The following is a 24,495-nucleotide window of genomic DNA, read 5'->3' as shown; positions in this document are numbered from 1 at the left end:
GAACGTATTATTATGCCTAACGTCGAAAAAATCAGTGTAGCTCTGACCCCAGAAATGGCAGCTTTGGTTCGTAATGCTGTAGAGTCAGGCGAATATGCTAGTAGCAGTGAGGTAATTCGTGAAGCACTGCGCGAGTGGAAGCAAAAACGTTTACATCAATTGCAAAATGTTGAAAAGCCGATAGCTCAACCACAATTAGATTTAACAGCAGAAGAGAAATTAGCTAAATTAAATAAACTATTTGGGGCTTGGAAAAATCAACCAGACTTAACAGAAATATTTGCAGAAATTGACCAGCAACGTCATGCCTATCAAGGTAGAAGCCTAGACTCAATTGATAATCAGGATAACGGCTAATGTATCTGTTAGACACTAACATTTGCATTGCATTGCTCAAAGCAGATACCCAAGCCGTGAGTAAATTTAATCTCTACTTTAGTCAATGTTATCTATCCACAATTATAGTTGCAGAACTTTATAAAGGTGTTTATTATTCTTAAAAATTAACCAAAAACCAAGAAACTTTGCAGCAGTTTCTGGAATTATTAATAATAGAACCGTTCGACATAGAGGCAGCTTGTGAATTTGGTAAAATTCAAAGCGAACTCAAAACAATGGGGAAGCCTACAGGCGAATTAGATGCTTTGATTGCGGCTGTTGCTCGTTCTCGTGATGATATTCTTGTAACTAATAACATCAAAGATTTTATTAATATTCCTAATTTACAGTTAGAAAACTGGTTAGAAAATTAGAAATAAATTAATAATAACTTTATTTATATTGATGTTGTTTAGGATTTATTTTCTTGCTCTTTTACCCTTTGTAGCAAAAAATAATTATAACAACATACAAATATAAACTATGAGTCATCAAATATATACAACAGATATCTTAGTTGTGGGCGGGGGAACTGGTGGAACGGCGGCGGCGATTCAAGCGGCGAGAAGGGGTATTAGAACTATTTTGGTGAGTGAGTTTGCGTGGCTGGGGGGAATGCTGACTTCAGCCGGAGTTTCGGCACCAGATGGGAATGAATTAGTTGCTTGGCAAACTGGGTTGTGGGGGGCGTTTTTACAAGAGTTACGCGATCGCCAACCAGGAGGATTAGATAATAGTTGGGTGAGTTTTTTTAGTTATGATCCTGCGGTGGGGGCGGCGATTTTTGCTGATTGGGTGAAGGAGTTGGCAAATCTGCAATGGATGGCTGGACAAGTCCCACTAGAGGTTTTACAACAGGGAAATTGTGTTACTGGGGTGCGGTTTGCGGATTTTACGGTTCACGCCAAGGTAATTCTTGATGGTACAGAATTGGGTGATTTATTGGCGTTGGCGGAAATTCCTTACCGTTGGGGTTGGGAGTTGCAAGGTGAATGGGGAGAACCCAGCGCCCCAGCTAGTTATAATGCCCTAACAGAGAAATATCCAGTGCAATCACCAACTTGGGTAGTAGTGATGCAAGATTTTGGTGATGCTGTTGCACCAGAAATTCCGGCTGCGCCTAATTATAATCCAGCGTTGTTTGCGGGGGCTTGGGAAAACTATGGTGCGGAGAAGTTTTTGAATTATGGACGCTTGCCGGGCGATCGCTTTATGATTAACTGGCCGATCAAAGGTAATGATTACGCTGAAGGTGTCGGGCGTTTGGTAGAGTCAGAAGCATCTAAAGCTGATTTTATCCAGGAATGTCGCTGGCATAGTCAAAATTTCGCTCATTTTATCCAAAATCAGTTAGGTCGCCGCTACGGTTTGGCTGAAAAAATTTTCCCTGGGAATGGCACAGCTTTTGCGCTACATCCCTATTACCGAGAAAGTCGCCGTTTAGTAGGACTCACAACCATTCGAGAACAAGATATTTTACCTGTGGCTGGAGGTCAAGTTGCATCTTTATTTACAGATGCAGTTGCGGTTGGTAACTACGCCAACGACCATCATTATCCAGGGTTTGATTTACCACTACAACCAAAATCAATTCGTTGGGGCGGACGCTGGACGGGAACGCCGTTTACTATCCCTTACCGTTGTTTAGTTCCGGCGACTACAGACGGTTTATTAGTGTGTGAAAAAAATATTTCTGTATCGCATATAGCTAATGGTGCAACAAGATTGCAACCTGTGGTGATGGGTATCGGTCAAGCTGCTGGTATGGCGGCTGCTATGTGCGTCGAGTTGGGTGTACAGCCGCGAGATTTACCAGTTAGGGCTTTACAGGAAGCGTTATTACAGGATAAACAAACACCTGCGGCGATCGCACCTTTATTTAATCTAGATTTTTCCCCACATCATTCACAATGGTTATTCACGCAACTAAATTATTTAGATCATCCCGAAGATTATCCTGTAAGTGGTAATTGCCCTCAAATATCATTGGTTGAGGAAGTATCAACCCAAAATTGTGACTGTTTGACAGGGATTTTCCAACGTATGGATCAGCAGAATTACCAAATCCTAGTGACTGAACCATCTGCGTATCAGGGTCAGACTTGGAAACTAGTAACTTTGCGATCGCACATAGATGAACAGCTACAAATTGCTGTACATAAACAATTGATTACTGTGTGGGGAAAGCTCAATTTCTCTGGTAATTGGTTATTAGTTGATCAATTAAAAAGGTAAGAACTGAAGCAGAACTGAGCCAACACTACCAACAAAATCAAAGAAACTGGGTTTACCTGTAGTCACATTTTCTTTATAAGGCGTTTGCAGTTCTTTGATAAAGGCTTGGGCTGTTTGGGTTCCATCACCATTTTGTTGGGTATTAAATAGCTTTTCGGCAATTTGGGCATCTGCGAAAGCACCTTGGCGGTCAAATAATTGGTATTTAGCGATACCCCGTGCTAAGTAAGCACCTGCGTATTCTGGTTTAGCGGCGATCGCTTGACTAAAGTAACTAATTGCTTGTTGGTGATTGCCTCTCTGCCCTTCTGCTATGCCCCAAGCATAAAACTCTTCTGGGGTAGCAACTTGTAATGGGATACCAATAGCACCTTGAAAATTAGCTCCTTGGAGGTAAGCCTTGGTAAATTCCGCATTTCCTAAATAAGTGTTTCTTAAATCTGCACCGTTAAGATTCGCCCCATTGAATTTCGCCTCTGTTAAGTTAGCGCCAAACAAGCCTGCACCCGCTAAGTTTGCACCACGTAAATCAGCACCAACTAAATTAGCGCGACTAAGATTCGCACCAGTGAGATTTGCACCACTTAAATTTGCCCCAGATAAATCAGCTAAAACTAAACCTGCACCAGTCAAATCACAGTTTTGGCATTGTTTTGTGGCTAATAACTGTGTCAAATGTTCGGGATTGGCTGCTTGGGCATTTGAAGCGCCACTAATGGCGGCAACAAATATAATTGTGGCTAAAATTGGGCTTTTCATACTTGGGTGTGGCAATATTTACTGCTCAAAACTCACAATTAGGCTATAAATTTATACTTCAGCCTATGATATGAAGAGTTTGACCAATTTGCCCTCAGTAAGATGCCTAGATGAGTTAATGAATTTGCATAACAGCAAAATCTCCAGGCTGGTAAAAATCTATTTTTTGACTTGTATTGCTGGGTGCTGACCAACCTATCTCTGCAATTAAGCGCAAAACTAAAGTTAAAAGAGTTGCAAGTAAGAGTTTTTCTAGCATAACCCCCTCCCCCACATCCACCACACAATAATTGAAACTTATACTTACAGTAAGTATAAGTTATGATTACCCCAAAGGCTATGTTAGACTTACTTAATATTCAATGATTTATATCTGGTTTTTGTGTGATCAAGGTCACTGCTGAAGATAGGAGAGCAGGTAACAGGGGATAGAATTGGTTAGGACTTACGCAAAAAACCTCTTAAACTCTTATTTCTCCGCGAACTCTGCGTCTCTGTGGTTCGATTTTCCTTGGACTGTGCGTAAGTCCTATTGGTATAAGGATGAAGGGAGACTGGGAAGGTTTTTATAGACTACGTATTGATAAAATCAGAATTATTTTTACAGTTACTGTTGATTCGGGTGAAATTGAAATTTATACCATTGGTATGAGAGGAGATGTATATAAATAATGATTTTTAGGGCAGATTAAATATATATAGCAATCTTAAATCATTCGTAAACTAAAAGATCCCCGACTTCTTCAAGAAGTCGGGGATCTGAGGCTCACGATTTTCACAAATCAAATAGGATTGCTATATTATTTAAGCTTCTTACGCCAGTAAAACAATAAAGATATGCTATTAATTTTCATACAAAGTTCCATCTTTTCTTGTAAAAATTCGCTCACCATTTACACCTGCTTTGGCAATTAAATCATCGTCTGGATAGTAACCTTCATCATCCGGTGTTCTATCGCCAACTTCTAAATAAATTACTATTGTCTCAGAGCGATTTACTAGGTGATGTCCGTTTTCTTCGCCAGCAGGAAAACCTGCCATCATTCCTGGTGTGAGAATTTGTTCTCCTTCATTGGTGACTAAGGTTGCTTCACCTTCAATAATATAAATAAATTCATCTTGCCGAGTATGCCAATGTCTTAAGGAAGAACAACTTCCTGGTGCTAGGGTGACTAAATTCACCCCATAATTTTTTAATCCGGCGGCATTTCCTAATGCTTTTTTAACTCTCCCAGCAACGATATGTTGGAATTTTTCTGGGTAAATTGAAGTTGTGCGGCTAGGAACATTATCTGGATTGATAATCATGTTATTTATCCTGATGAGAGTGGTGATATCGATACATTAAGTTGAGATTACCAACTTCTGTTGTGAAACCCCAACGTTGATAAAATGGCATCATTTCTGGCAAGCAGTAAAGTGCAATTTGTTCGACTTGATGTAATTGGGGATGGTGGACAATTGCATCCATTAACTTAGCACCAAGCCCTTTGTTTCTGTAGGTTGACTTAATGATGACATCGTAAATGGTGGCTCGATAAACAAAGTCAGTGAGAACCCGTGTAAAGCCAATGAGTTCTGCATTATTATCTATCAATCCTAAAACAATATCTGAATGTTTGAGCATTTTGACAACATCTGGATATTCCCGTCTCTGACTCCAAAATTCTTTTTGATATAACTCTACTAATTGATGAATTTGCTTTTCTGTGAGGGTGTCAACAAATTTATAAGTCATGGGAAAATTATCTTTAATCAGGAAAGGGTTTACGGGCGATAAATGCCACATTTCCTTTTGGTAAATAGAAATTACCATAATTGCGCGTTGTTTGGACGCGAAAGCCAATTTTACGTAAGTCTGTGGCTATTTGTGTGGCTCGGTATAACTGCACATGATGAATTTCTTCATCGCGTCTATAGTATTGTCCGACTTGGCGAAAAGTGATGATGCGGCGGGTTAATATATTTTGCGATCGCAATTCTTCTTTCTCAACTAATACAACCCAGTCTTTTCCTTCGGTAAAATTTTTCGCTTTATTACCAACGGCGATTTGTCCCGCTTCTACAATATCAAAAATTAAAACCCCACCAGGAACTAAAGCTTGATATATGCGCTGCAATAGCTGAATCAGGTTTTGGCGGTTGTTGTCAGCATCAAACAAGTAACTCAAGCATTCACTAATGGAAGTAACAGCGTGACATGGGGGAATGGCAATTTTAAAGACAGAACCAACATAAAATTTTGCCTGGGGTACTCTTTTTTGGGCGATCGCAATCATCGATTCTGAAATATCAACCCCTAATACCCGATAATTAGACTTGACCAGTTCATTTGCCCATAACCCGCTTCCGCAGCCCAAGTCTACGACTAAACCTGAGTTAATGTTGTTTTGCCGGAAAATTTCTAAAATACCGGGGGCTGATTTGAGCGCATAATCCCGAAAACCCTCATCATGGATAAAGGCGAGGTCTTCTTTATACCATTCACTCATATAGCGACCTGAGTTTCAGCAATTTATTTTATCTAAATTGTTGATTAGAGTAATGCCTTGATGGCATTGACTAATATTTGATTTTGCTCATCTGTACCAATGGTGATGCGGAGTTTATCTAAGAGTCCTGGGTGGGGAAAGTAGCGGATGAGAATTTGTTGTTCTTTGAGTTTTTGATAGAGATATGCGGCGTTTTGTTGGGGTGGCTGGACGAGTAAAAAATTGGTGTGCGACTCCCAAACCTGGAAGCCTAATTGTTGAAATTCTTTGGTAAGTTGGATGCGAGATGCTTTAATTTTGGCTACGCAAGCATTTTTATAAGCTTGGTCGGTGATGGCGGCTGTGGCAACTGTACAGGCGATCGCATCAATGTTATAACTATCCTTAACTTTAAATAATCCCTGCAATAACTTGGGTTGAGCAATCCCAAAACCCAAGCGCAAACCCGCCAAGGAGTAACCTTTAGATAAGGTGCGGATAATTATCACATTCTCATACTTCTTGACCAAATCTAAAGCATCAGCTTCGGCAAAATCGACGTAAGCTTCATCAATGACTAACACCCCAGATAACTGACTGGCGAGTTTTTCTAAGTCTGCGCTAGGGACAACATGACCAGAAGGACTGTTTGGTGAAGCAATAAATGTTACAGCCCCATCCACGGCAATTAATTCCGCAACAGGTAATTGATAGCCTTCACTGTAAGGAATTTCCACCACATCTGCCGCCTGCATCTCTGTGAGTGTACGATACAAAACATAAGTCGGTGTCGGATAAACTACCTTCCGTCCCGGTTCCGTACAGGCTCGCATCACGACATTTAAAATCTCATCACTGCCATTACCAACAATAATCCAATCACTCGGCACTCCTAAAACTTGACTAGCAGCGTGGCGAAACTGGTCGCCAAAAGGTTCTGGGTAACGCCGCAACCACTCACCATCAATATTTTGTAGTGCAGCTAAAGCAGTTGGTGAGGGGGGGTAGGGATTTTCGTTACTGTTGAGTTTAATTACTTGGCTACCACGTTTCGGCTGTTCACCAGGAATGTAACTAGCCATTGCATCAACATTGGCGCGGAAGAAATTGGTCATAGTTGCGAGGAAGGTGACAGAGCAGAAATTGGTAGATAAGTATTTTATAGCAGTCCTAGTTGATATGTGAACAACAAAGACAAGGGAGACAAGGTAGACAAGGGAGAGAGATATTTATAAACCATTTAGGATTGCTATAGCTTGTGAATGAGTGTCGAAACTAGAGAAATGAGGATTTTCTCTCGATTAATGAGTCTTTCTGCTCTAAACAACAAGATCCCCGACTTTTTAAAAAAGTCGGGGAGCTAAAACCCTATCACCTACTTATCCTTTAATCTGCGTTGAGAAACTCCAAATATCCATTACTCAGTTCTTTCACCGCCAAGTCATAAAATTGCTTACCATGTTCTGGTGTGGCTAAGGCGGGATTTGAACCCATACGCCCATCGGGGTAACGGTTGCGGAAGTCGGCGGCGCTATAAATATTGTGTCCCCGCGCAACTTCTGGAGAAAGGGGTGCTTGCTTAATGGCTTCGGGATAAACATATTGAGTCACGGCTACTTCACTGGGGGTAGCATGAGAACCTTCTTGATCGGCGTATAATTGTTTAGCTAACTCAAATACAGATTTACACATAAACCAGTTAGCTACTTGGCATTGCACTTGATGAGCGTGGGAAATTTGTAAATCTTCTAGGTAAGCATAAGTTTCTGAAAAAGCCGCTTTGAGGGTAGCAATATTACCACCGTGACCATTAATAAAGTAGAACTTTTTAAAACCAACTTTGACTAAACTGGTTACATAGTCTCGCACGACTTGAATTAAAGTGCTAGGACGGAGACTAATTGTACCGGGAAAGGCGGTGTGGTGTAATGCCATCCCCACATTGATTGTAGGGCCGACGATCGCCCCAGTCACATCACCCACACCACGAGCGATCGCTTCTGCACAAATCGCATCAGTCCCAATTAACCCCGTCGGCCCATGTTGTTCTGTAGAACCAATGGGGAAAATTATCCCCTGAGATTGCTGTAAATACGCTTCAACTTCTTGCCAAGTACTTAAATGCAGTAACATTCTTAATCTACGTCCTCGTGATAATTGCTGTGGCTGTCTAATTTCTCGACTGGATAATTTAGGACTTACGCAAAAACTCTCTGAAACTCTGATTCCTCCGTGTCCTCTGTAGTTCGATATTCATTATTTGCTAATTACAGCTTGGCATAAAAATAGCGACTGTCACCAGCGAAAATCTAGTTAACAAGCTTGTTTAGTAAGCTTCCAGGCGACAAATTTTTAAAGTATTAGCTCTACCAATTTTGCCTAGAAAAAGTTATTTACAGATACTCTTGTCTTTTCAGATGATTCTGCGATCGCAGTCTTGCTTTTCAATCTCTAAGAGAGATTAGTTGAAGTTTAGACCATTATCGACTTTTAACTAGCTTTGTAGCAACCGATGATGATTCTTAAGCAGAGATATTTATTCACAAAGATATATTGACAAAACTATTTACTTTTAATATGAAGTAGGAGAAATTTTGCCAGAAGCGCGTATCGAATTAATTTCTGGCTCAAGGTGTGCTTTAGTTGTGGCTATAGGATTTGTTAAATAATCTAATAAAGAAAGCTTTTGCATATCTGGCACATAACACACTTCGATTCAGTTCGCGGACATTGCACGCAAATTAATTTTTTAATTGAATTAGGTAGTGTTTATCATTTGGAACGCATTATTTAAGATTTTTCGTGCCTACTTACTTAAATTAGGCAATGTTCAAAAGTTACGAGAAAGCTTGATAGTCATAGATAAAAATAAATTAACATCATTGGTAATCTCAATTTTTTCTCTCAGTAAACGCATGTTAAGCTAACATGAAGAAAACAAAAAAGATTTTCTAAATATAAAACAAAAATAGCTGTAAATAATGCAGGGAGGACATTGCAGAATAAAATTCTAATACAAAAAATGAGGAAAATTTAAAACAAAATTATCTTTTTAATAAAGATGTCTTAGTATCTTTATTAAAAAAACTCATAGTTGTTTTGAACAACTTGAACAGATTGATAGATTTGCATACTGCTCATACGCTTCACGTAAACAATATGGTTCTTTAGTACATAACTTAGTGCGCTTTAGCATACTATTTACTTAAGAACCAACACTATCTATTGCTTGGGAAAACAACAGAAAAAATCACCTGTATTCCCAGATTAAATATCTACCACTGCAATATCTATAGCCCCATACATAAAAAATGTTTGCGATGATTATCGCATTATTTTTTATGCAGAATAAAGCTTGCCCATTGGTTATTTTTGTCTCACAATAGGAGGAAGATATGTTTCTAACAAGACGATTATTCTCAGGCGCTTTGGCATTATCTTTAATGAGTTGGACTATTTATCCATACAAAAGTTTAGCTTATTCCCAATTATCTACAGAGTCTTCAAAACAATCGTCCACTCAAAGTATTAGCCTACTAGATTCTCTTCTAAACCCTTATAAATGCCCTACGAAATTAAGAGTTATTAACGCTGCGGTGGGTACTGCTTCACCAGTTGATGTCATTGTCAACGGTAAAAAAGTTTTAGAGGATGTAGATTTTCGTCAAGCTAGTAAATATGTCAATGTAACACCAGGAAATCTTCACGTACTTTTTGTGCGATCTGATAATTTCAGTACAATTGCTTCTAGAACATTTACAGGAGCGCCTAATAGTGCTTACACAGTAGCGATAACAGGAACACTACCAGGCCCCTCCGGTCAACCATTATTTAATCAATCACCCTTTGTGATTCCAGAGGATTTAACACAGCCTAATCCTGGTAAATTTAAAGGACGTTGGTATCGCTTTTCCGAAACTAGTGCTGTGATAGATTTCCGTATTAGCAAATCCTCTAGCCCAACTGTGGATGAAACTCGTATCACAGACCTGATACCCAAAACTGCTATTGCTTACCCAGAACTTACGGCTGGTACATATAACTTCAATCCAGTTCTACCTGATCAATTTGCCCCATTGATCAATAATGCCTTCAACCCACCAATCGCAGTAGAAGTTGCGAATCAAGCAGTCCCGGCCGGAGTCATTTTTGATGTAATTGCTACAGGTAATGCTTTAGGTCAAACACCTAACTCTCTGACACTCACAACTGCTTCAACACAAGTAGCGCCTCCTGATGCTAATGGGTGTACTCAGATTGTGCCGTAAGCAATATCAACAGTGCTTAACTGAAAGTTATTGCTTCAGAAATCATTGAGGATTACTATAATAATCCTCGATGATTTCTGAATCTATTTGTGTTTCAGTTAAGAGAATAGTAGGTTGGGTGTAGCGATAGCGTAACCCAACATTCACGCATACTCTGTTGGGTTCCGTTCCTCCACCCAACCTACACCAGAATTGCTTTTTAGTCTTAACTGAACTGTATTGCTATAGGAATCATATTTGATTTGGGAAAAAAATCAGTACACTCAGATCAGGCTTCTTTCCTACTCCCGACTCCCCATTCCCTATTCCCTAACTACACAAATAAATTCAGAAATCAAACCGGATTCCTATATATATTCAGGACTTATGTAAGTGTCACAATTTGGTGGTTGGTGCGTGACGCTATAAATATTATGGCTACGTTCAAATCTTCTCGCTGCGTCACACACCCTACAGAACTCAACCGAAAAACGCTGTACCTATTAATCAAGCGGGGTTATTTTTATTTTCAACTATTTCCCTGACTCGATAAATAGGTCTTCCTTGGGATTCATGGTAAGTACGCATTAACAATTCTGCTAACAGACCAAAGCAAAACAGTTGTACACCAGTTACTAATAATAAAACTGCCAAAATTAACAACGGGCGATTACCAATCATTTCACCCAATGCAAACTTGACAAAGGTCAAATAAATTCCTATTCCCACACCCAAAACCATCGAAATCAAACCCAACAACCCAAAAACGTGCATTGGGCGGGTGAGGAATTTTTTCATAAACAAAATAGTTAACAAATCCATCAACACGCGAAAAGTCCGGGAAATGCCGTACTTACTCCGACCAAATCGCCTGGCGTGGTGACGTACAGGCATTTCGGTGATTCTTGCCCCTTCAATATATGCCAATGCTGGTAAAAATCGGTGCAGTTCTCCATAGAGATTCATATCTGCTACCAATTCTGCACGATAGGCTTTGAGGGAACAGCCATAGTCATGAATATAAACGCTAGTAGTGCGACGAATCAGCCAGTTAGCAATTTTAGAAGGAAGTAAACGATTAACTGCGCCATCTTGCCGTTTTTGCCGCCAACCACTGACTAAATCGTAGCCTTCATCCAATTTAGCCAATAACATCGGGATATCAGCCGGATCATTTTGCAAGTCAGCATCTAAAGTGACAATTGCTTGACCCACTGCATAGTTAAATCCAGCAGACATGGCGGCGGTTTGTCCGTAATTGCGCCGCAGAATTACCGCTTTTAAATCACTGCGAATTTGCGCTTGTTGTTTGAGAAATTCCGCCGAACCATCTGTAGAACCATCATCAACACAGATGATTTCATAACTAATTTGACGATCAGATAAACTAGATGCGATCGCCTCTAATAAATGTGGTAAGCTCTCTACCTCATCACGCACCGGGACTACCACCGACACCGCAGGTACATTGGCAGAAATCACCCCATTTTCCTCACGCATTCTCTCTGGAATCAACCCACTCCTCATAAACTTTCTGCGTCCTCAACGTCTCTGTGGTTCGTAACTTTGCACAACTCGGCCAGCACCGCGTAGTTGCTGATAATATGACCGACTCACCGCATCTCCCTGTTCCGAGAGAACATCAATCCCTATACCATTGCGTCCTTGTGCTTTGCCTGAACTATGAATATAAGCACCATCACCTAAATACAGTCCGACATGGGTGGCTTTTTCTGGTGTGCCGAAAAATACCAAATCTCCTGGTTCTAATTCCGTTAACTTGACTACTTGGACAAAAGCTTCTTGCTGATAAGCGTCTCTTGGTAGCCAAATTCCCACCGAGACAAACGCCGCCTGCATCAAGCCAGAACAGTCATAATTTGGCCCCACTGTCCCACCCCAAAGATACTCATTAGATTGCTCCATAGCTTTTTGGGTGAAAGCAATCACCTGGGGAAGTAATTTTTTAATTTCAGTTTCCGCCCATGTTGTAGCTTCATACTGTACAGTAGCAGGTTGTAATAAACCCAAATCTGCCAACGACATCCAGCCTGGATAATCATCCTCACATAAATACACCTCTACTGCTTGCCCTTGATGATTTGATGTTACCTGTAAATGTCGCCCAACAGCAGCTTGAGTTGCCAGACGCTGACACTCAGGAGAATCATATAAGTTGAGGTTAGCGAGACATTGATATTCAGAGGCGGTCAAATTGAGGATTTGGGATTCTGAATTAGAGAGCATTATTCGATGGTTTTCTTTAGAAAAGACGAGCAACTAGAAAATTTGGGTAATGGCATTTTAGAAGCAACTTGGGCAACATTTCCGACATTAGCCCAAAATCAAATTGCTTTGACTTGGATTGTCTATGATCCACCAGCACCTGTAAATACTGGTGGTGCTTTAACTCCCAATGCCTTTTGGAATCACCCAGTCCGTGGTTTTACTTATCGCGGTGTAGAACGGATTTATCCCGCGAGTGTGGTTAAGTTATTTTACTTGGTAGCTGTAAATGAATGGTTAGAAAAAGGCATGATCCAAACCTCGAAGGAATTGGAGCGAGCCTTGGGCGATATGATAATTGATTCTAGTAATGATGCCACAAGTTTAGTTGTAGATATTTTGACTGGTACTACTTCCGGGCCAGAGTTACCACCAGGGCCGTTTGAAACTTGGAAGCAACAACGCCATATTGTTAACCGTTACTACCAATCTTTGGGTTGGGAAGAAATGGAGACGATAAATGTTTGTCAAAAAACTTGGGGTGATGGCCCTTATGGACGGGAACGCGCTTTTTATGGGGAGATGTTTGATAATCGCAATATGTTGACGACCCATGCGATCGCCCGTTTACTACATAGTATCGTTGGTGGGGTCGCAGTTGCGAGTGGGCGATCGCAAGCCATGATGAATCTACTCAAACGCAGTACCAACCCCGAAGATTTACCTAAAGATGTTGAAGAAGACCAAATCACAGGCTTTATTGGTGGTGGTTTACCGCAAAATGCTCAAATTTGGTCAAAAGCAGGTTGGACAAGTCAGGTTCGTCACGATGCAGCGTATATCGAAATACCTGAGCAACGTCCTTATTTACTGGTGGTGTTTACTGAAGGTAAAGCCAACGCCAAAAGCCGCGAAATTCTCCCCTTTGTCTCGAAACTAATTGCCGAAGCCATTAGCAATCTTTAAAGTTTCTAGCAGCCCTAACAACCATCCACTCCCAACTCCCTCAAAATTGATTTTTTCATATTTCCCATTCACCACCTACGTCCTTCTCAGGATGTAGAAAATGAATTTGTGAGTTAAAGTCTAGCCACTACCAAATTTTGCGGAGTATAACCGTAAAATTCAGGATTTTGACAGCAATATTCTGTTAGGAGTGAATGTGAAAACTATGTTTCTGCGTAAAGGTTTTGTTTTGTTACCGGGGTTAGTGACTTTTGCTGTCTTGAGTTGCGTTTTTTCTGCTCACGCCCAGACAGTAGACAAAGCAAATACTCAGCAGTTGATGGATTCTTCTATTACTACTAATCCCGTCCTCACACCGATTCCGGGAACAGTCGCCACCTCATCCACGGCTTTAATTCCTCAACCTGTTGAACCTACTACTCAACCTTCAAATGTTCCAGAAATTGCTCAATCAGATGTTGTGAATGTCGGTAGACGGACTCGCGGCGGCAGAAGTTACATTGGTGTTGGCGCTAATATTGGCTTAAGTGGGGGCGAGACATCTTTAGGTGATGGTAATTTTGCCGTGCTGAGTAAGGTGGGATTTACAAACGCTTTTTCTATCAGACCTTCAGCCATATTTGGTGACAACACCACTATTTTGATTCCCGTCACCTACGACTTTTCCTTGCAACAAGACGAATTTACTGAGCCTTTACCTATCGCTCCCTATGTGGGAGTTGGTGCAGCTATTAACACTGGTGATAATTCACAAGTTGCTTTCTTAGTATCTGGCGGTATCGACGTACCCCTCAACGCCCAATTTACCGCCACAGCATCCGTAAACGCCGGATTTTTTGATCAAATTGATGTGGGTTTGTTGGTAGGCGTTGGTTACAATTTCAACGGTTTTTAGAAAATAGGGGCTAGTCCGTTGAATTTGATGAGATTTACCCATTTTTTATTTCTACAGTTTTGGAATGAGTAATGAGTAATGAGTAAAAGGTTGGGCTGAAGGAAGTGAAACACTCAACCCAGCCTTGTATCTTAAATTCTCGACCAAACTAGCCCCTAACCTCTTCTTACTTAGGTGTAACTTTGTCAATTACGGTGATTTTACCGTCATCTCCTACAGCCCAAACATCATACACACCAAGGACATCGCCATTTTCGTCCACATCTACGTTACCGCTTGCACCTTGGTAGTTGATCGTTTTACCTTCTTTGAGTAACTTTAACCCTTCACAAACATCAGTCACTTCTGTACCAGAGCCAGCCGCAACTTCCCGAATTTTACTGGAAATGCCCACACCTGTGTTTTCTTTGGCGGCTTGTGCTGCTAAGACTAGCAATGCAGCTGCATCCCAGGCTTGGGGTGCGTACTCTCCTGGTGAACCACCTTTTTTCTCTTTCCACAACTTGTTAAAGGCTTCTAAGGCTTTACCATCAGAACCCGGTACTGTCCCTAATGCCCCGGTTAAGATAAATTTGCCATCGCTACCTTTACCCACTTGTTCCGGGAAGGTAGGGGATTTCACGCCATCGGTGAGTAGAACCTGGACTCCTTTGGTCAAACCTTGTTGATAGGCAGCTTTTAACAAAAGACTACCTGTTTCAGCGTAAAGTACAGCGACTACTGCATCTGGCTTACCAGCAAACGCCGCAGCCGCTTCAGTATCAAAGGTTTGGGCTTTGGGGTCGTAACGCACTGGGTTATTTTTGTTAATTACTGTACCGCCTAATTTTTCAAAAGTTTCGACAAAAGCTTTTTCAAAACCCACACCGTAATCGTTGTTAATTACAACTGTGGAAACACGTTTAAAACCTTTTTTGTTAGCTAACTGGGCTAATGCTAATGCTTGGTAAGTATCTGGGGGTGCAGTCCGCGCCCAAAAGCCTTTAAATTCGCCTTTTTTCGCTTTCTCCGTAAATACGGGACTGGTGCTACCAGGAGAGATCAACATGACGTTATTCGGTACAGCAACGGAAACTGCTGCTGTGGAAACACTACTCGCAAAGGAACCAACTACACCAGCTACTTTATCTAGTGTTGCTAGTTTGGTCATCCCAGCCGCACCGGCTTTGGGGTCTGTTTGGTCGTCGACTTGTACGAGGGTGACGTTTTTACCATTGACTCCGCCACAGGCGTTAACGGTATCAACTAGCAATGGTACAGAGCCTACCATCTGCTGTCCAATGGAAGCTAAGTCACCTGTTGTTGGTAATAGAGTGCCAATTTTTAACCCGTCATTACTGCTGGTGGTAGTTGAGTTAGCAGTTGGGCTGGCAGTACTAGTGCTATTGTTGGTGTTGGCATTGTCGCAAGCTGCCATCAAAAAGCCTGTGGCTATGGTAGCTACACTCAAGGCTAGGGCTGTAGTAATTCTTGGCATAATTTACTTTCACTCCTCTGAAATGCGGGAGCCTGAAAGTAAGATTCAAACTATGTTTCAGATAGCTCAATCTCAACAGACTCCAAATGTTAAATAATAACATCCACCGTGAGGAGTATCTGTATTAATGCCGACATTAATATTAATATTTGTTTAATATTTAGCAGTACTGAGTGCAATTTACTGCCGAAAAACGGAGAGGGAGGGATTCGAACCCTCGGTACGGAGTTGCCTGCCGTACAACAGATTAGCAATCTGCCGCTTTCGACCACTCAGCCACCTCTCCAGGGTCACGAATATTTATGATAGCAGATTTTTTGGGAAAGTCAAACAATTTTTAGAAGGCAGTGTTTCGACTACCTTCTGCCTTACCTTAACGATAAATACTCACGCCAATTACTTACAGCACTTGCGATCGCATCCAAGCCAAGGGTAAGGTGCGGAATTTTTTCAATTGCGACACAAAAGCCCGTTGGCTGAACACATCATAATCATTGCGTTCAATGGCATCCAAAATCTGTCCGTAGAGCATGGAAGCTGCCCACACTGGCCAACGAGCATCGGGTGACAGATGACTAATACCTTGTTCGGCTTTGGTATAGAATTGCCTCGCCCGGTCAATTTGAAATTGCATTAAGGCTCGCCACCGGTCATCGACTACACCTTGAAAGAATTCTGGCTCGGTGTAGTTGAATCGCGCTAAGTCTTCTAGGGGTATGTATATGCGTCCGCGTCGGGTATCTTCCCCCACATCCCGCAGAATGTTGGTGAGTTGATTGGCAATGCCGAGGGCGATCGCTTCTTCTGTGGGAATATACTGTGGTTTTTTCTGATTCCAAGGTGCCGTATTAGCTTCAGTATCTACACCCATAATGGCTGTTGACATTAACCCCACAGTCCCAGCCACACGATAACAGTAGAGGTATAATTCCTCAAATGTTTCGTAGCGGCTGCGGTATAAGTCCATACGCTGGCCGGCAATCATATCCCGAAAGGGCTGAATGTCGAGGGGAAAGTTTTGCAAACTATCCACCAAAGCGACATCGTAATTTTCCTGTGGGTGTCCTGCAAAAATCGATTCTAGTTGCTGCTCCCATAGGTCTAGGGTTTCTGGGGTGGTGATGGCAGATGCAGGCCCATCTACTAATTCGTCTGTACGGCGACACCAAGCGTAAATTGCCCAAACGGCTTGACGCTTTGCCGGACTCATCAGCAAAGTACCAAGGTAAAAGGTTTTGGCATACTTGGCTGTAAGTTGCCGACAAAGTTTATATGACTCGTCTACAGAGACCAGCGTTTTCATGCGCGGGGGGGAATCAGGCAGTTGCAGCATTCGTTGCAGGCGGTCGGGTTAGCGTTTGTAAGTTTGAGGCACTGGCCTCTGGCAGCGATTCACAAATCGCCTGCGCTGTTAGCTTACCAGAAAGTACGGCCCCTTCCATACTGCCTAGATAGCGTTGCATGGTGTAACTCCCACTCAAAAAGAAATTGGCGATGGGCGTTTTTTGGGGCGGACGGTACTGTTGACGACCAGGAGTCGCTTTGTAAACTGAACGCGGCGTTTTCACTACATGAGATTTCAACAGTTTTGCTGGATTTTCTTTCCCAAAGTGGTCGGGGAAGAGTTTTTCCAACTCAGTCATAGTTGCAGCCACAATTTCCTCGTCAGATTTGCTCACCCAATCTTTCGCTGGAGCTAGAACTAATTCCAGCATTGAGCGATCAGGGTTAGCATATTCTCGACAAGTGTTGCTCATATCAGCATAAACGCTGAGGAGGGGCGATCGCGAGAAAAGTAGGTGATCAATGTCTGTTAATTTCCGATCAAACCATAAATGAAGGTTAACTACTGGTACGCCTTCTAAGCCTTCTAGCTTTTGAAAGAATTCCATTTGCTGCCAAGGTTCAGGCAACATCACTTTTAACGGATCAACCGACATGGCTGATACGTAAAAGTCTGCCGTTACCACTTCATCGGGTTCGCCATTTAACCCACGCAGCAAAAATTCTTTAACTGTGCCATCAGGGTGAAGCACAATTTCTTTGAGGGGGGCATTGAGCCGCACTTGGCCACCACGTTCGGTAATGTAATCAACGATGGGTTGACACAATCTTTCGGTGGGCGAACCATCCAAAAAGGCGATTTTGGAGCCGTATCGCTCTTGCAAGAAACGATTGAGGGCTGTTAATAAAATTGTTGAAGAAACTTCATCAGGGTTAATAAAAGTGAGGGCTTTAGAAGCAGCAATAAACACGTCACTTGCTACTCGTTCACCAACGCCTTGTCTTTTCAGCCATTCAGAAAAGCTGTACTTGTCCATCTCCTCAACATACTTTTGACCCCGGACAATGGCTGGCAGCAGGCCAATAGCAAACCTAATCTTCTGCTCCCAAGTCAACATATCGTTGTTACGCAGAATCGAGGCAATGATGTTAAACGGAGATGGAATGTCAGGAACATCAAACCGTGAGAGTGTTCCGGGCTTTTCTGGTTGATTAAAAATTAGTGTATGTTCTTTCCATTGGAGGCGGTCTTCAATGCCTAATTCCTTGAGCAATTGCAGCATATTGGGGTATGCCCCAAAGAAGGCGTGTAACCCGGTTTCGTACCAGTCGCCGTCAGAGTCTTTCCATGCCGCTACTAGGCCACCCAATACGTCCCGACGCTCTAAGACAATGGGAGTGTGACCTGCGTCTACAAGATATTTCGCGCAGGAAAGTCCTGCTAGACCAGCACCCGCGATCGCTACTCGCATTTCAACCTACTGTTGTTCAATATTTCTTAATGGTTTTGTCGTTCTCATTATACGTTGCAATCCGTTACATTTGGCAGTAATTGTGCGGTTGCTTGGGGAAAAAGTTCTATTAAGAGGTGACAGGTTATAGGTTAGAGGTTACAGATTACAGGAAAAATTTGTATAACACTTTATTGCGAAGGCAAATTTTTATACAAAACTTTTTTAGAAAAATAGGTAAAAAATTATGTCAATTTCACGAGAGCTAGAATTATTTGGAAATCACGTAATTTTGGGGGTTTCCGGTACAACATTGAGTGATGATGATAAGCGGGCGCTGGGTGAATTAAAACCAGTGGGAGTCATATTTTTTGGGAAAAACTTTATAGATGGCGTTGCTTATGAGGTTTGGTTAGAAAGTTTTCAAGAACTCATCGACCAAATTCGAGAATATGCGGAACGTGATTCGATGTTCATGACTTTAGATCATGAAGGCGGGCGTGTGGTTCGCACACCTTTACCTATTACGAGATTTCCTTATGCTTCACTGTTGCGATCGCAAGCCAGGGAAGTAGCAAAAGCCACAGCCAGAGAGTTGAAATCACTGGGAATTAATGTCTCTTGGTCGCCTGTGGCGGATGTTTATTCTAATCCTCTCAACCCGGTAATTGGGGCGCGTGCTTTTGGCAACACACCAGAAACCGCAGCTCAGTATGCGTTGGAATATTATCTAGGGTTGCAAGAGTCTGGTATTTTAGGATGTGCCAAGCATTTTCCGGGACATGGAGACACAAGCACCGATTCTCATGTTGAGTTACCAGTGCTGAATTTAACTGTACAAGATTTGCGCGATCGGGAACTGATACCTTTCAAAGCCTTGATTGCAGCGCAAATTCCCTTAATTATGACAACTCACATTCTGTTTCCTCAAATTGACCCAGATGTGCCAGGAACTATCTCACAACCAATTCTGAAAAATATTTTACGAGAAGAACTAGGGTTTGAGGGTGTTGTCGTATCCGATGATTTGGATATGAAAGCAATTTCCGATATGTTTACCCAAAGCGGTACTGTTGCACGCGCCTTTAACGCTGGGTGTGACTTGTTTATTTTGTCGCGGAATATCAATTCATCGTCTTTGGAACGTACTTATTATATGGCGAAAGATTTTGCTGATGCTCTCAGTCAAGGTAGCTTGCAGCAAGAGGTAGTGAAAGCCGCTAGACAGAGAATTGAAAATTTGTTAGCCCAAACACCACAATACATTGTTCATGCTTTGGATAAAGCTACATTACTACGACACGCAGAATTAGCGATCGCTTGCACTTTTTAATAGAACAAGCCATAAGCAAGGATATGGTGTGCATCAACACTTTAAACTAGGTTGCATTGCCAAATTTTCATTACATGACCAGATTCATTCATGACCAATTCGCTAAAGACTACCTTGAAGAATTACTCACCCCTTATGGCGAAGTTCAAGCAGCACGACGAGTTGCAGGCGAAGTTAGAGAAATTGACGTTTATTTCATTCCCACCCAACCAAGCAACATCTCAGAAACCCTTGGTTTATTGGGACAATTTGCCACGACTCCGGCGTTGTTTGAACCGTTTCGGAATCCTGCGGCGGCTACAGAAATCTGTGATTGTCTTTTAAAATTATTAGAGGTACGTGGCGATTTACAACGGCAAGCAAATCGAAACAACACCCGCATTCTAGAATCTGAGTTACCAAAATTATGGATTCTGACACCAACAGCATCAGCATCACTCCTCTCAGGATTTGGTGCTAACCCGAAAGCTGATTTTCTGCCCGGTGTTTACTTCATGGCAGACTACCTACGTACAGCCATAGTCGCAATTCATCAGTTACCTATTATCCCTGAAACCTTATGGCTGAGAATCATTGGTAGAGGAAACGTGCAGAAACAAGCCATTGATGAACTAGAAGCACTTTCTCCTGATAACCCATTCCGAAAAGCAGCATTAGAATTACTGTACAACTTGCAACAAAATTTACAATTTACGCAAAATCCAGACGAAGAAGATAGGGAGTTAGTTATGCGGTTAGCACCACTTTATCAACAAGATAGAGAACAAGCGATACAAGAAGGTGAGGCAAGAGGAATTCAAACAGGAATTCAAACAGGAATTCAGCAAGGTGAACGCTTAGTTGTGGAGAATTTGCTGAAGGTTCGCTTTGGTGAATTAGATAATCAACTACAAGCAATTATTGAACCTTTATTAGCTTTATCACCGGAAGAATTTACTCCTTTGCTGTTGCAGTTATCGCGGGAAGAATTAATTGCTAGGTTTTGTTAGGTTATACTAGATAAGGCACATAAATTTACTTTTAAACGCAGCGAAAAGTTGCGTGCGGGGGTTCCCCCCGTTGAGCAAACTTTTCAAGACAGAGGCTCGCGGAAGTAAACACAAAGATAGGCTGAGTCTCTTTTCAATTTTTTGCCAACTCTGAAATATAGTTTCAAAAATTACGAATTACGAATTACGAATTAAAAATTATTTTCACATGACATCATCTCTATTTGCTGCTGAACGACTTTTATTCACTCCTACTACTCCTGACACTAATGCGATACCCTTAATTTTTGCCTTTCCTAATGAGTACAGTGTGGGTATTACTAGCCTTGGTTATCAGATAGTTTGGGCAACTTTGGCAATGCGCGATGATGTGCAGGTGAGTCGTCTATTTACTGATATACATGAACAACTTCCGAGACAACCAGAAATTGTGGGATTTTCGATTTCGTGGGAATTAGATTATGTAAACATTTTAAATTTACTTGAATCTCTAGATATTCCAATTCGGGCAAAGTTACGAAATGATGCTCATCCGCTAATTTTTGGTGGTGGCCCAGTTCTCACGGCTAATCCTGAACCTTTTGCCGCTTTTTTTGATATCATCTTGTTAGGAGATGGGGAAAATCTGCTGGGTAATTTTATTGAAGCTTACAAAGAAGTTAGACAAGCTCCTAGACAAATTCAGCTTCAAAGATTGGCTCAAGTACCAGGAATTTATATTCCGAGTTTGTATGAAGTGGAATATTACACACCAGATGGTGAGGTAAAGTCAATTCAGCCAATTGATGCGGATGTGCCGACAATTGTGCAGAAGCAGACTTATCGCGGAAATATTCTCTCAGCTTCTACAGTAGTTACTGAAAAAGCTGCTTGGGAAAATATTTACATGGTGGAGGTGGTGAGAAGTTGTCCGGAAATGTGCCGATTTTGTTTGGCAAGTTATCTAACACTACCATTTAGAACTGCTAGTTTGGAAGGTTCATTAATTCCCGCAATTGAGAGAGGTTTAAAAGTTACAAATCGCCTGGGATTATTGGGTGCTTCTGTAACACAACATCCAGAGTTTGAGGAGTTATTAAATTATATTAGTCAGCCAAAATATGATGATGTGCGATTGAGTATTGCTTCGGTGAGAACTAATACGGTAACGGTACAGTTGGCGGAGACTTTAGCAAAACGAGACACGCGATCGCTTACCATAGCTGTAGAAAGTGGTTCTGATCAACTGCGGCAAATCATCAACAAAAAGCTGCAAAATGATGAAATTATCCAAGCGGCGATAAATGCCAAAGCTGGCGGACTCTCAAGCTTAAAACTCTACGGGATGGTGGGTATTCCTGGGGAAGAGGCGGACGATTTAGACGCAACTGTGGCGATGATGCGGAGTATGAAAAAAGCCGCGCCTGGACTGCGGTTAAGCTTTGGTTGTAGTACCTTTGTCCCGAAATCCCATACACCGTTTCAATGGTTTGGGGTAAACCGTCAAGCAGAGAAGCGGTTGCAGCTTTTACAAAAACAACTCAAACCCCAGGGGATTGATTTTCGTCCTGAAAGTTATAACTGGTCTATCATACAAGCTTTGTTGTCGCGGGGCGATCGCAGATTATCCCAACTTCTCGAACTCACCCGTGATTTTGGCGACTCCTTGGGTAGTTATAAACGCGCCTTCAAGCAACTTAAAGGACAAATCCCCGATTTAGATTTCTACGTCCATAGTACTTGGTCAACATCCCAAGTCTTGCCTTGGAGCCACTTGCAAGGGCCGCTACCGCAGTCTACACTACTAAAGCACTTGGATGAGGCGACAAGTCATTTCCGTTCAGCCTCTAAAGAACTACAACCGTTAAATTCGTAGTCAAAATTTGAATGCAAACCACTGCTGAGTATTACTGCGCCTTTTGCGGCGAACCAAACTTAACCTTTATTGACTTGAGTGCGGGGGGACAACAATCTTATGTTGAAGATTGTCAAGTTTGCTGTAACCCCAATATTTTGTATATCCGGGTTGATGAAGACACCTTAGATATCGAAATCGATACCGAATACGACGAAGGCTGATATATTTTGGATTTTAGATTTAGAATCGCTGTGTATCCCTTGGGTGTATTAATACCATCTGTCACCATCATTTTTTCTTGGTATGAGTTTTAGGTTTTGCTGTTCATGCTGCACTTCAACCATTCATCTGTAATTAATGCGCCAATAGAAGTAGTTTGGCAATTTCACGAAAGACCAGATATCCTACAAATGCTAACTCCACCTTGGCAACCAGTCCAAGTAGTCCGGCGGGAGGGAGGACTGCAAATAGGTGCTATTACAGAGTTTCGTTTGTTTTTGGGTTTAGTACCTTTAACTTGGTTAGCGCGTCACACCCAATGCGAACCATATCACCTATTTGTCGATGAACAAATATCTGGCCCCTTTGAAACTTGGGTACATCGTCATGAATTTCAGTCAGAAGATGGCAAAACCAAGCTAACAGATGCAATTTCCTACTCTATGCCAGGGGGAGATACCGTTGAATTTATCAGTGGTTGGCTAGTCCAAAGTCAACTAGAAGCGATGTTTCGCTACCGCCATTATGTAACGAAGCGTGAATGTGAAGGTAAAGGCGGCAACTGGTGGTAAAAATAGGGATTAGAGGCTAGAGTTAGTTTTCTCGTAATTTACGAAGTTTCTGCCAAAATCAGTCAACTGGTAGAAGCACAATCTATCTTATAAGAGAGGTTAAATCTTTCTAGATTGTTAATGATAGTAGCAAGACATTCAAATAAACTATCACTGACTTTTTAGGTAAAACAATGTTGGGAACATTTCTTATCACTCTAGCTACAGCACTCAGCTTACTAATTGTTGATTTAGTTGTACCTGGTGTTAATATTGCTAACTTTCCTTCGGCGTTAATTGCTGCTGTTGTCATTGGCTTACTCAATAGTTCTGTCAAGCCAGTTCTTTCTACCCTATCTTTACCATTAAACCTGTTAACCTTTGGCGCATTTTCCCTGGTTGTGAACGGTATTTGTTTCACATTAGCCGCATTTTTAGTACCTGGGTTTAGCGCACATGGAATCCTCGCGTTTATTCTCGGCCCAGTTGTTTTATCTTTAGCTAACACCTTCATTGGTAATTACTTTGCTGAAAGAAACTTGTCTTTAACAGGCAACACTTCAAAAACAGGTGAATTACCTCAAGGTAATCCTCAGCAATAGTAGAAATTCGGCTGCAACAATCATCCAGAATTAACATAATTCCTGAGACAGAGTTTGTCATCAAGTTAATTCTACACAATATGAGTTAATCAATTTGAAACAGTAACAATAAACCCATGAAAATATTGCGCTTTTTACTTGCTATTTTCTTGCCTCCTTTAGGCGTTTTTCTGACAGTTGGCGTTGGCCCGACTTTGGTAATTAATATTCTGCTGACTTTGCTTGGTTGGCTTCCTGGTAGTATTCATGCACTGTGGATAGTGGCTAAGAGAGAAGAAGCATTAAATAGCGGCACTTACTAATTAGGCAAGAAAATCTACATCTTTCCATCGAACAAACCTCTCTAAATAAGGACAATCAATTAAGGGTAGACTATAAAAATCTACCCTTTTTATTATGTTTTTCTGAATATGTAGAGAGCTACAGCGACTTAAGTTTAGTATGGTATTGATTGCATATCCGATTATGAAATATAGCGTTTCTTATTCTAGTGAAGTACAAGCAAGAATAATTAACCGCAGATGAACGCAGATGGACGCAGATAAATTTGTACATCAGCAAACTAGGAAAGGCTA

24 protein-coding genes, 1 tRNA gene and 1 pseudogene are annotated in these 24,495 nt (G+C 41.6%); 13 read left to right on the top strand and 13 right to left on the bottom strand.

The features are described from left to right. Positions 1 to 12 precede the first annotated feature (12 nt). The 3 genes and pseudogenes from H6G77_RS35685 (at position 13) to H6G77_RS12820 (ending at position 2,613) form a co-directional block, all read left to right on the top strand. Positions 13 to 357, top strand: a complete 345-nt coding sequence (locus tag H6G77_RS35685; protein ID WP_190871751.1) for a type II toxin-antitoxin system ParD family antitoxin — start codon at positions 13 to 15, stop codon at positions 355 to 357. Beyond that, a pseudogene (locus tag H6G77_RS12825) lies at positions 357 to 752 on the top strand (type II toxin-antitoxin system VapC family toxin). Before H6G77_RS35685 ends, H6G77_RS12825 begins: the two are co-directional and overlap by 1 nt. 109 nt (positions 753 to 861) lie before the next feature. After that, complete coding sequence (locus H6G77_RS12820) at positions 862 to 2,613, top strand: FAD-dependent oxidoreductase (RefSeq protein WP_190871750.1); 1,752 nt, start codon at positions 862 to 864, stop codon at positions 2,611 to 2,613. Here H6G77_RS12820 and H6G77_RS12815 read toward each other — a convergent pair. From H6G77_RS12815 to H6G77_RS12785, 7 genes are all read right to left on the bottom strand, one after another. Next, positions 2,602 to 3,372: a pentapeptide repeat-containing protein gene (locus H6G77_RS12815; RefSeq protein ID WP_190670662.1), complete on the bottom strand. Its 771-nt coding sequence runs from the start codon at positions 3,370 to 3,372 to the stop codon at positions 2,602 to 2,604. The genes H6G77_RS12820 and H6G77_RS12815 overlap by 12 nt on opposite strands. Positions 3,373 to 3,487: 115 nt before the next feature. Next, entirely contained in the window at positions 3,488 to 3,631 is a 144-nt protein-coding gene (locus tag H6G77_RS12810) for a hypothetical protein (protein ID WP_190592444.1), read from the bottom strand. A 584-nt stretch (positions 3,632 to 4,215) separates the two neighbouring features. After that, the gene (locus H6G77_RS12805) at positions 4,216 to 4,680 is read right to left on the bottom strand and encodes a cupin domain-containing protein (protein ID WP_190871749.1); all 465 of its coding nucleotides are present in this window, start codon (positions 4,678 to 4,680) and stop codon (positions 4,216 to 4,218) included. Position 4,681: 1 nt separating this feature from the next. After that, positions 4,682 to 5,110, bottom strand: a complete 429-nt coding sequence (locus H6G77_RS12800; protein ID WP_190670665.1) for a GNAT family N-acetyltransferase — start codon at positions 5,108 to 5,110, stop codon at positions 4,682 to 4,684. A gap of 13 nt (positions 5,111 to 5,123) precedes the next feature. After that, the gene (locus H6G77_RS12795) at positions 5,124 to 5,864 is read right to left on the bottom strand and encodes a trans-aconitate 2-methyltransferase (RefSeq protein WP_190670666.1); all 741 of its coding nucleotides are present in this window, start codon (positions 5,862 to 5,864) and stop codon (positions 5,124 to 5,126) included. A gap of 44 nt (positions 5,865 to 5,908) precedes the next feature. Then, positions 5,909 to 6,958: a histidinol-phosphate transaminase gene (gene hisC, locus H6G77_RS12790; RefSeq protein ID WP_190871748.1), complete on the bottom strand. Its 1,050-nt coding sequence runs from the start codon at positions 6,956 to 6,958 to the stop codon at positions 5,909 to 5,911. 271 nt (positions 6,959 to 7,229) lie between these two features. Next, positions 7,230 to 7,976 carry a creatininase family protein gene (locus H6G77_RS12785; RefSeq protein WP_190592449.1) on the bottom strand — a complete coding sequence of 249 codons (747 nt, stop codon included), beginning with the start codon at positions 7,974 to 7,976 and terminating at the stop codon, positions 7,230 to 7,232. Positions 7,977 to 9,238: 1,262 nt separating this feature from the next. Here H6G77_RS12785 and H6G77_RS12780 point away from each other — a divergent pair. Beyond that, positions 9,239 to 10,111 (top strand): DUF4397 domain-containing protein, encoded by an 873-nt coding sequence (locus tag H6G77_RS12780; protein ID WP_190592450.1) that lies wholly within the window; start codon positions 9,239 to 9,241, stop codon positions 10,109 to 10,111. Positions 10,112 to 10,597: 486 nt separating this feature from the next. Here H6G77_RS12780 and H6G77_RS12775 read toward each other — a convergent pair whose 3' ends face one another. Then, positions 10,598 to 11,617, bottom strand: coding sequence for a glycosyltransferase family 2 protein (locus H6G77_RS12775; RefSeq protein WP_190592451.1), 1,020 nt, complete (start codon positions 11,615 to 11,617; stop codon positions 10,598 to 10,600). Positions 11,618 to 11,632: 15 nt separating this feature from the next. Beyond that, positions 11,633 to 12,337 (bottom strand): C40 family peptidase, encoded by a 705-nt coding sequence (locus H6G77_RS12770; RefSeq protein ID WP_190592452.1) that lies wholly within the window; start codon positions 12,335 to 12,337, stop codon positions 11,633 to 11,635. Between the two features lie 6 nt (positions 12,338 to 12,343). Here H6G77_RS12770 and H6G77_RS12765 point away from each other — a divergent pair, with 6 nt between their 5' ends. Both H6G77_RS12765 and H6G77_RS12760 read left to right on the top strand, forming a co-directional pair. Beyond that, positions 12,344 to 13,282, top strand: a complete 939-nt coding sequence (locus tag H6G77_RS12765) for a serine hydrolase (protein WP_190871747.1) — start codon at positions 12,344 to 12,346, stop codon at positions 13,280 to 13,282. 205 nt (positions 13,283 to 13,487) lie between these two features. Continuing rightward, on the top strand, positions 13,488 to 14,177 hold the full coding sequence (locus tag H6G77_RS12760) for a hypothetical protein (protein WP_190871746.1): 690 nt from the start codon (positions 13,488 to 13,490) through the stop codon (positions 14,175 to 14,177). A 166-nt stretch (positions 14,178 to 14,343) separates the two neighbouring features. On the opposite strand, the gene H6G77_RS12755 is transcribed toward H6G77_RS12760, so the two are convergent. From H6G77_RS12755 to pds, 4 genes are all read right to left on the bottom strand, one after another. Beyond that, positions 14,344 to 15,654, bottom strand: a complete 1,311-nt coding sequence (locus H6G77_RS12755) for an ABC transporter substrate-binding protein (protein ID WP_190592454.1) — start codon at positions 15,652 to 15,654, stop codon at positions 14,344 to 14,346. 194 nt (positions 15,655 to 15,848) lie between these two features. Continuing rightward, a tRNA-Ser gene (locus H6G77_RS12750) sits at positions 15,849 to 15,940 on the bottom strand. A 114-nt stretch (positions 15,941 to 16,054) separates the two neighbouring features. After that, positions 16,055 to 16,987, bottom strand: a complete 933-nt coding sequence (crtB, locus tag H6G77_RS12745; protein ID WP_190871745.1) for a 15-cis-phytoene synthase CrtB — start codon at positions 16,985 to 16,987, stop codon at positions 16,055 to 16,057. Next, positions 16,971 to 18,410 carry a 15-cis-phytoene desaturase gene (gene pds / locus H6G77_RS12740; protein ID WP_190592456.1) on the bottom strand — a complete coding sequence of 480 codons (1,440 nt, stop codon included), beginning with the start codon at positions 18,408 to 18,410 and terminating at the stop codon, positions 16,971 to 16,973. The genes crtB and pds overlap by 17 nt, the downstream gene beginning before the upstream one ends. A 226-nt stretch (positions 18,411 to 18,636) precedes the next feature. Here pds and nagZ point away from each other — a divergent pair, with 226 nt between their 5' ends. From nagZ to H6G77_RS12705, 7 genes are all read left to right on the top strand, one after another. Then, positions 18,637 to 19,722, top strand: coding sequence for a beta-N-acetylhexosaminidase (gene nagZ / locus H6G77_RS12735; protein WP_190592457.1), 1,086 nt, complete (start codon positions 18,637 to 18,639; stop codon positions 19,720 to 19,722). A 74-nt stretch (positions 19,723 to 19,796) separates the two neighbouring features. Next, complete coding sequence (locus H6G77_RS12730; RefSeq protein ID WP_190871744.1) at positions 19,797 to 20,711, top strand: hypothetical protein; 915 nt, start codon at positions 19,797 to 19,799, stop codon at positions 20,709 to 20,711. 208 nt (positions 20,712 to 20,919) lie between these two features. Beyond that, positions 20,920 to 22,566 (top strand): radical SAM protein, encoded by a 1,647-nt coding sequence (locus tag H6G77_RS12725; protein WP_190871743.1) that lies wholly within the window; start codon positions 20,920 to 20,922, stop codon positions 22,564 to 22,566. Between the two features lie 11 nt (positions 22,567 to 22,577). Further along, entirely contained in the window at positions 22,578 to 22,769 is a 192-nt protein-coding gene (locus tag H6G77_RS12720; protein ID WP_062287893.1) for a CPXCG motif-containing cysteine-rich protein, read from the top strand. Between the two features lie 105 nt (positions 22,770 to 22,874). Further along, positions 22,875 to 23,339 (top strand): SRPBCC family protein, encoded by a 465-nt coding sequence (locus tag H6G77_RS12715; RefSeq protein ID WP_190871742.1) that lies wholly within the window; start codon positions 22,875 to 22,877, stop codon positions 23,337 to 23,339. 173 nt (positions 23,340 to 23,512) lie between these two features. After that, positions 23,513 to 23,920 carry a phage holin family protein gene (locus H6G77_RS12710; RefSeq protein WP_062287899.1) on the top strand — a complete coding sequence of 136 codons (408 nt, stop codon included), beginning with the start codon at positions 23,513 to 23,515 and terminating at the stop codon, positions 23,918 to 23,920. 116 nt (positions 23,921 to 24,036) lie between these two features. Beyond that, the gene (locus H6G77_RS12705; RefSeq protein ID WP_190592462.1) at positions 24,037 to 24,222 is read left to right on the top strand and encodes a YqaE/Pmp3 family membrane protein; all 186 of its coding nucleotides are present in this window, start codon (positions 24,037 to 24,039) and stop codon (positions 24,220 to 24,222) included. Positions 24,223 to 24,495: the final 273 nt, after the last annotated feature.

The organism is Aulosira sp. FACHB-615, assembly GCF_014698045.1.
Classification (GTDB): domain Bacteria; phylum Cyanobacteriota; class Cyanobacteriia; order Cyanobacteriales; family Nostocaceae; genus Nostoc_B.
This window is presented reverse-complemented; position numbering and strand designations above follow the sequence as displayed.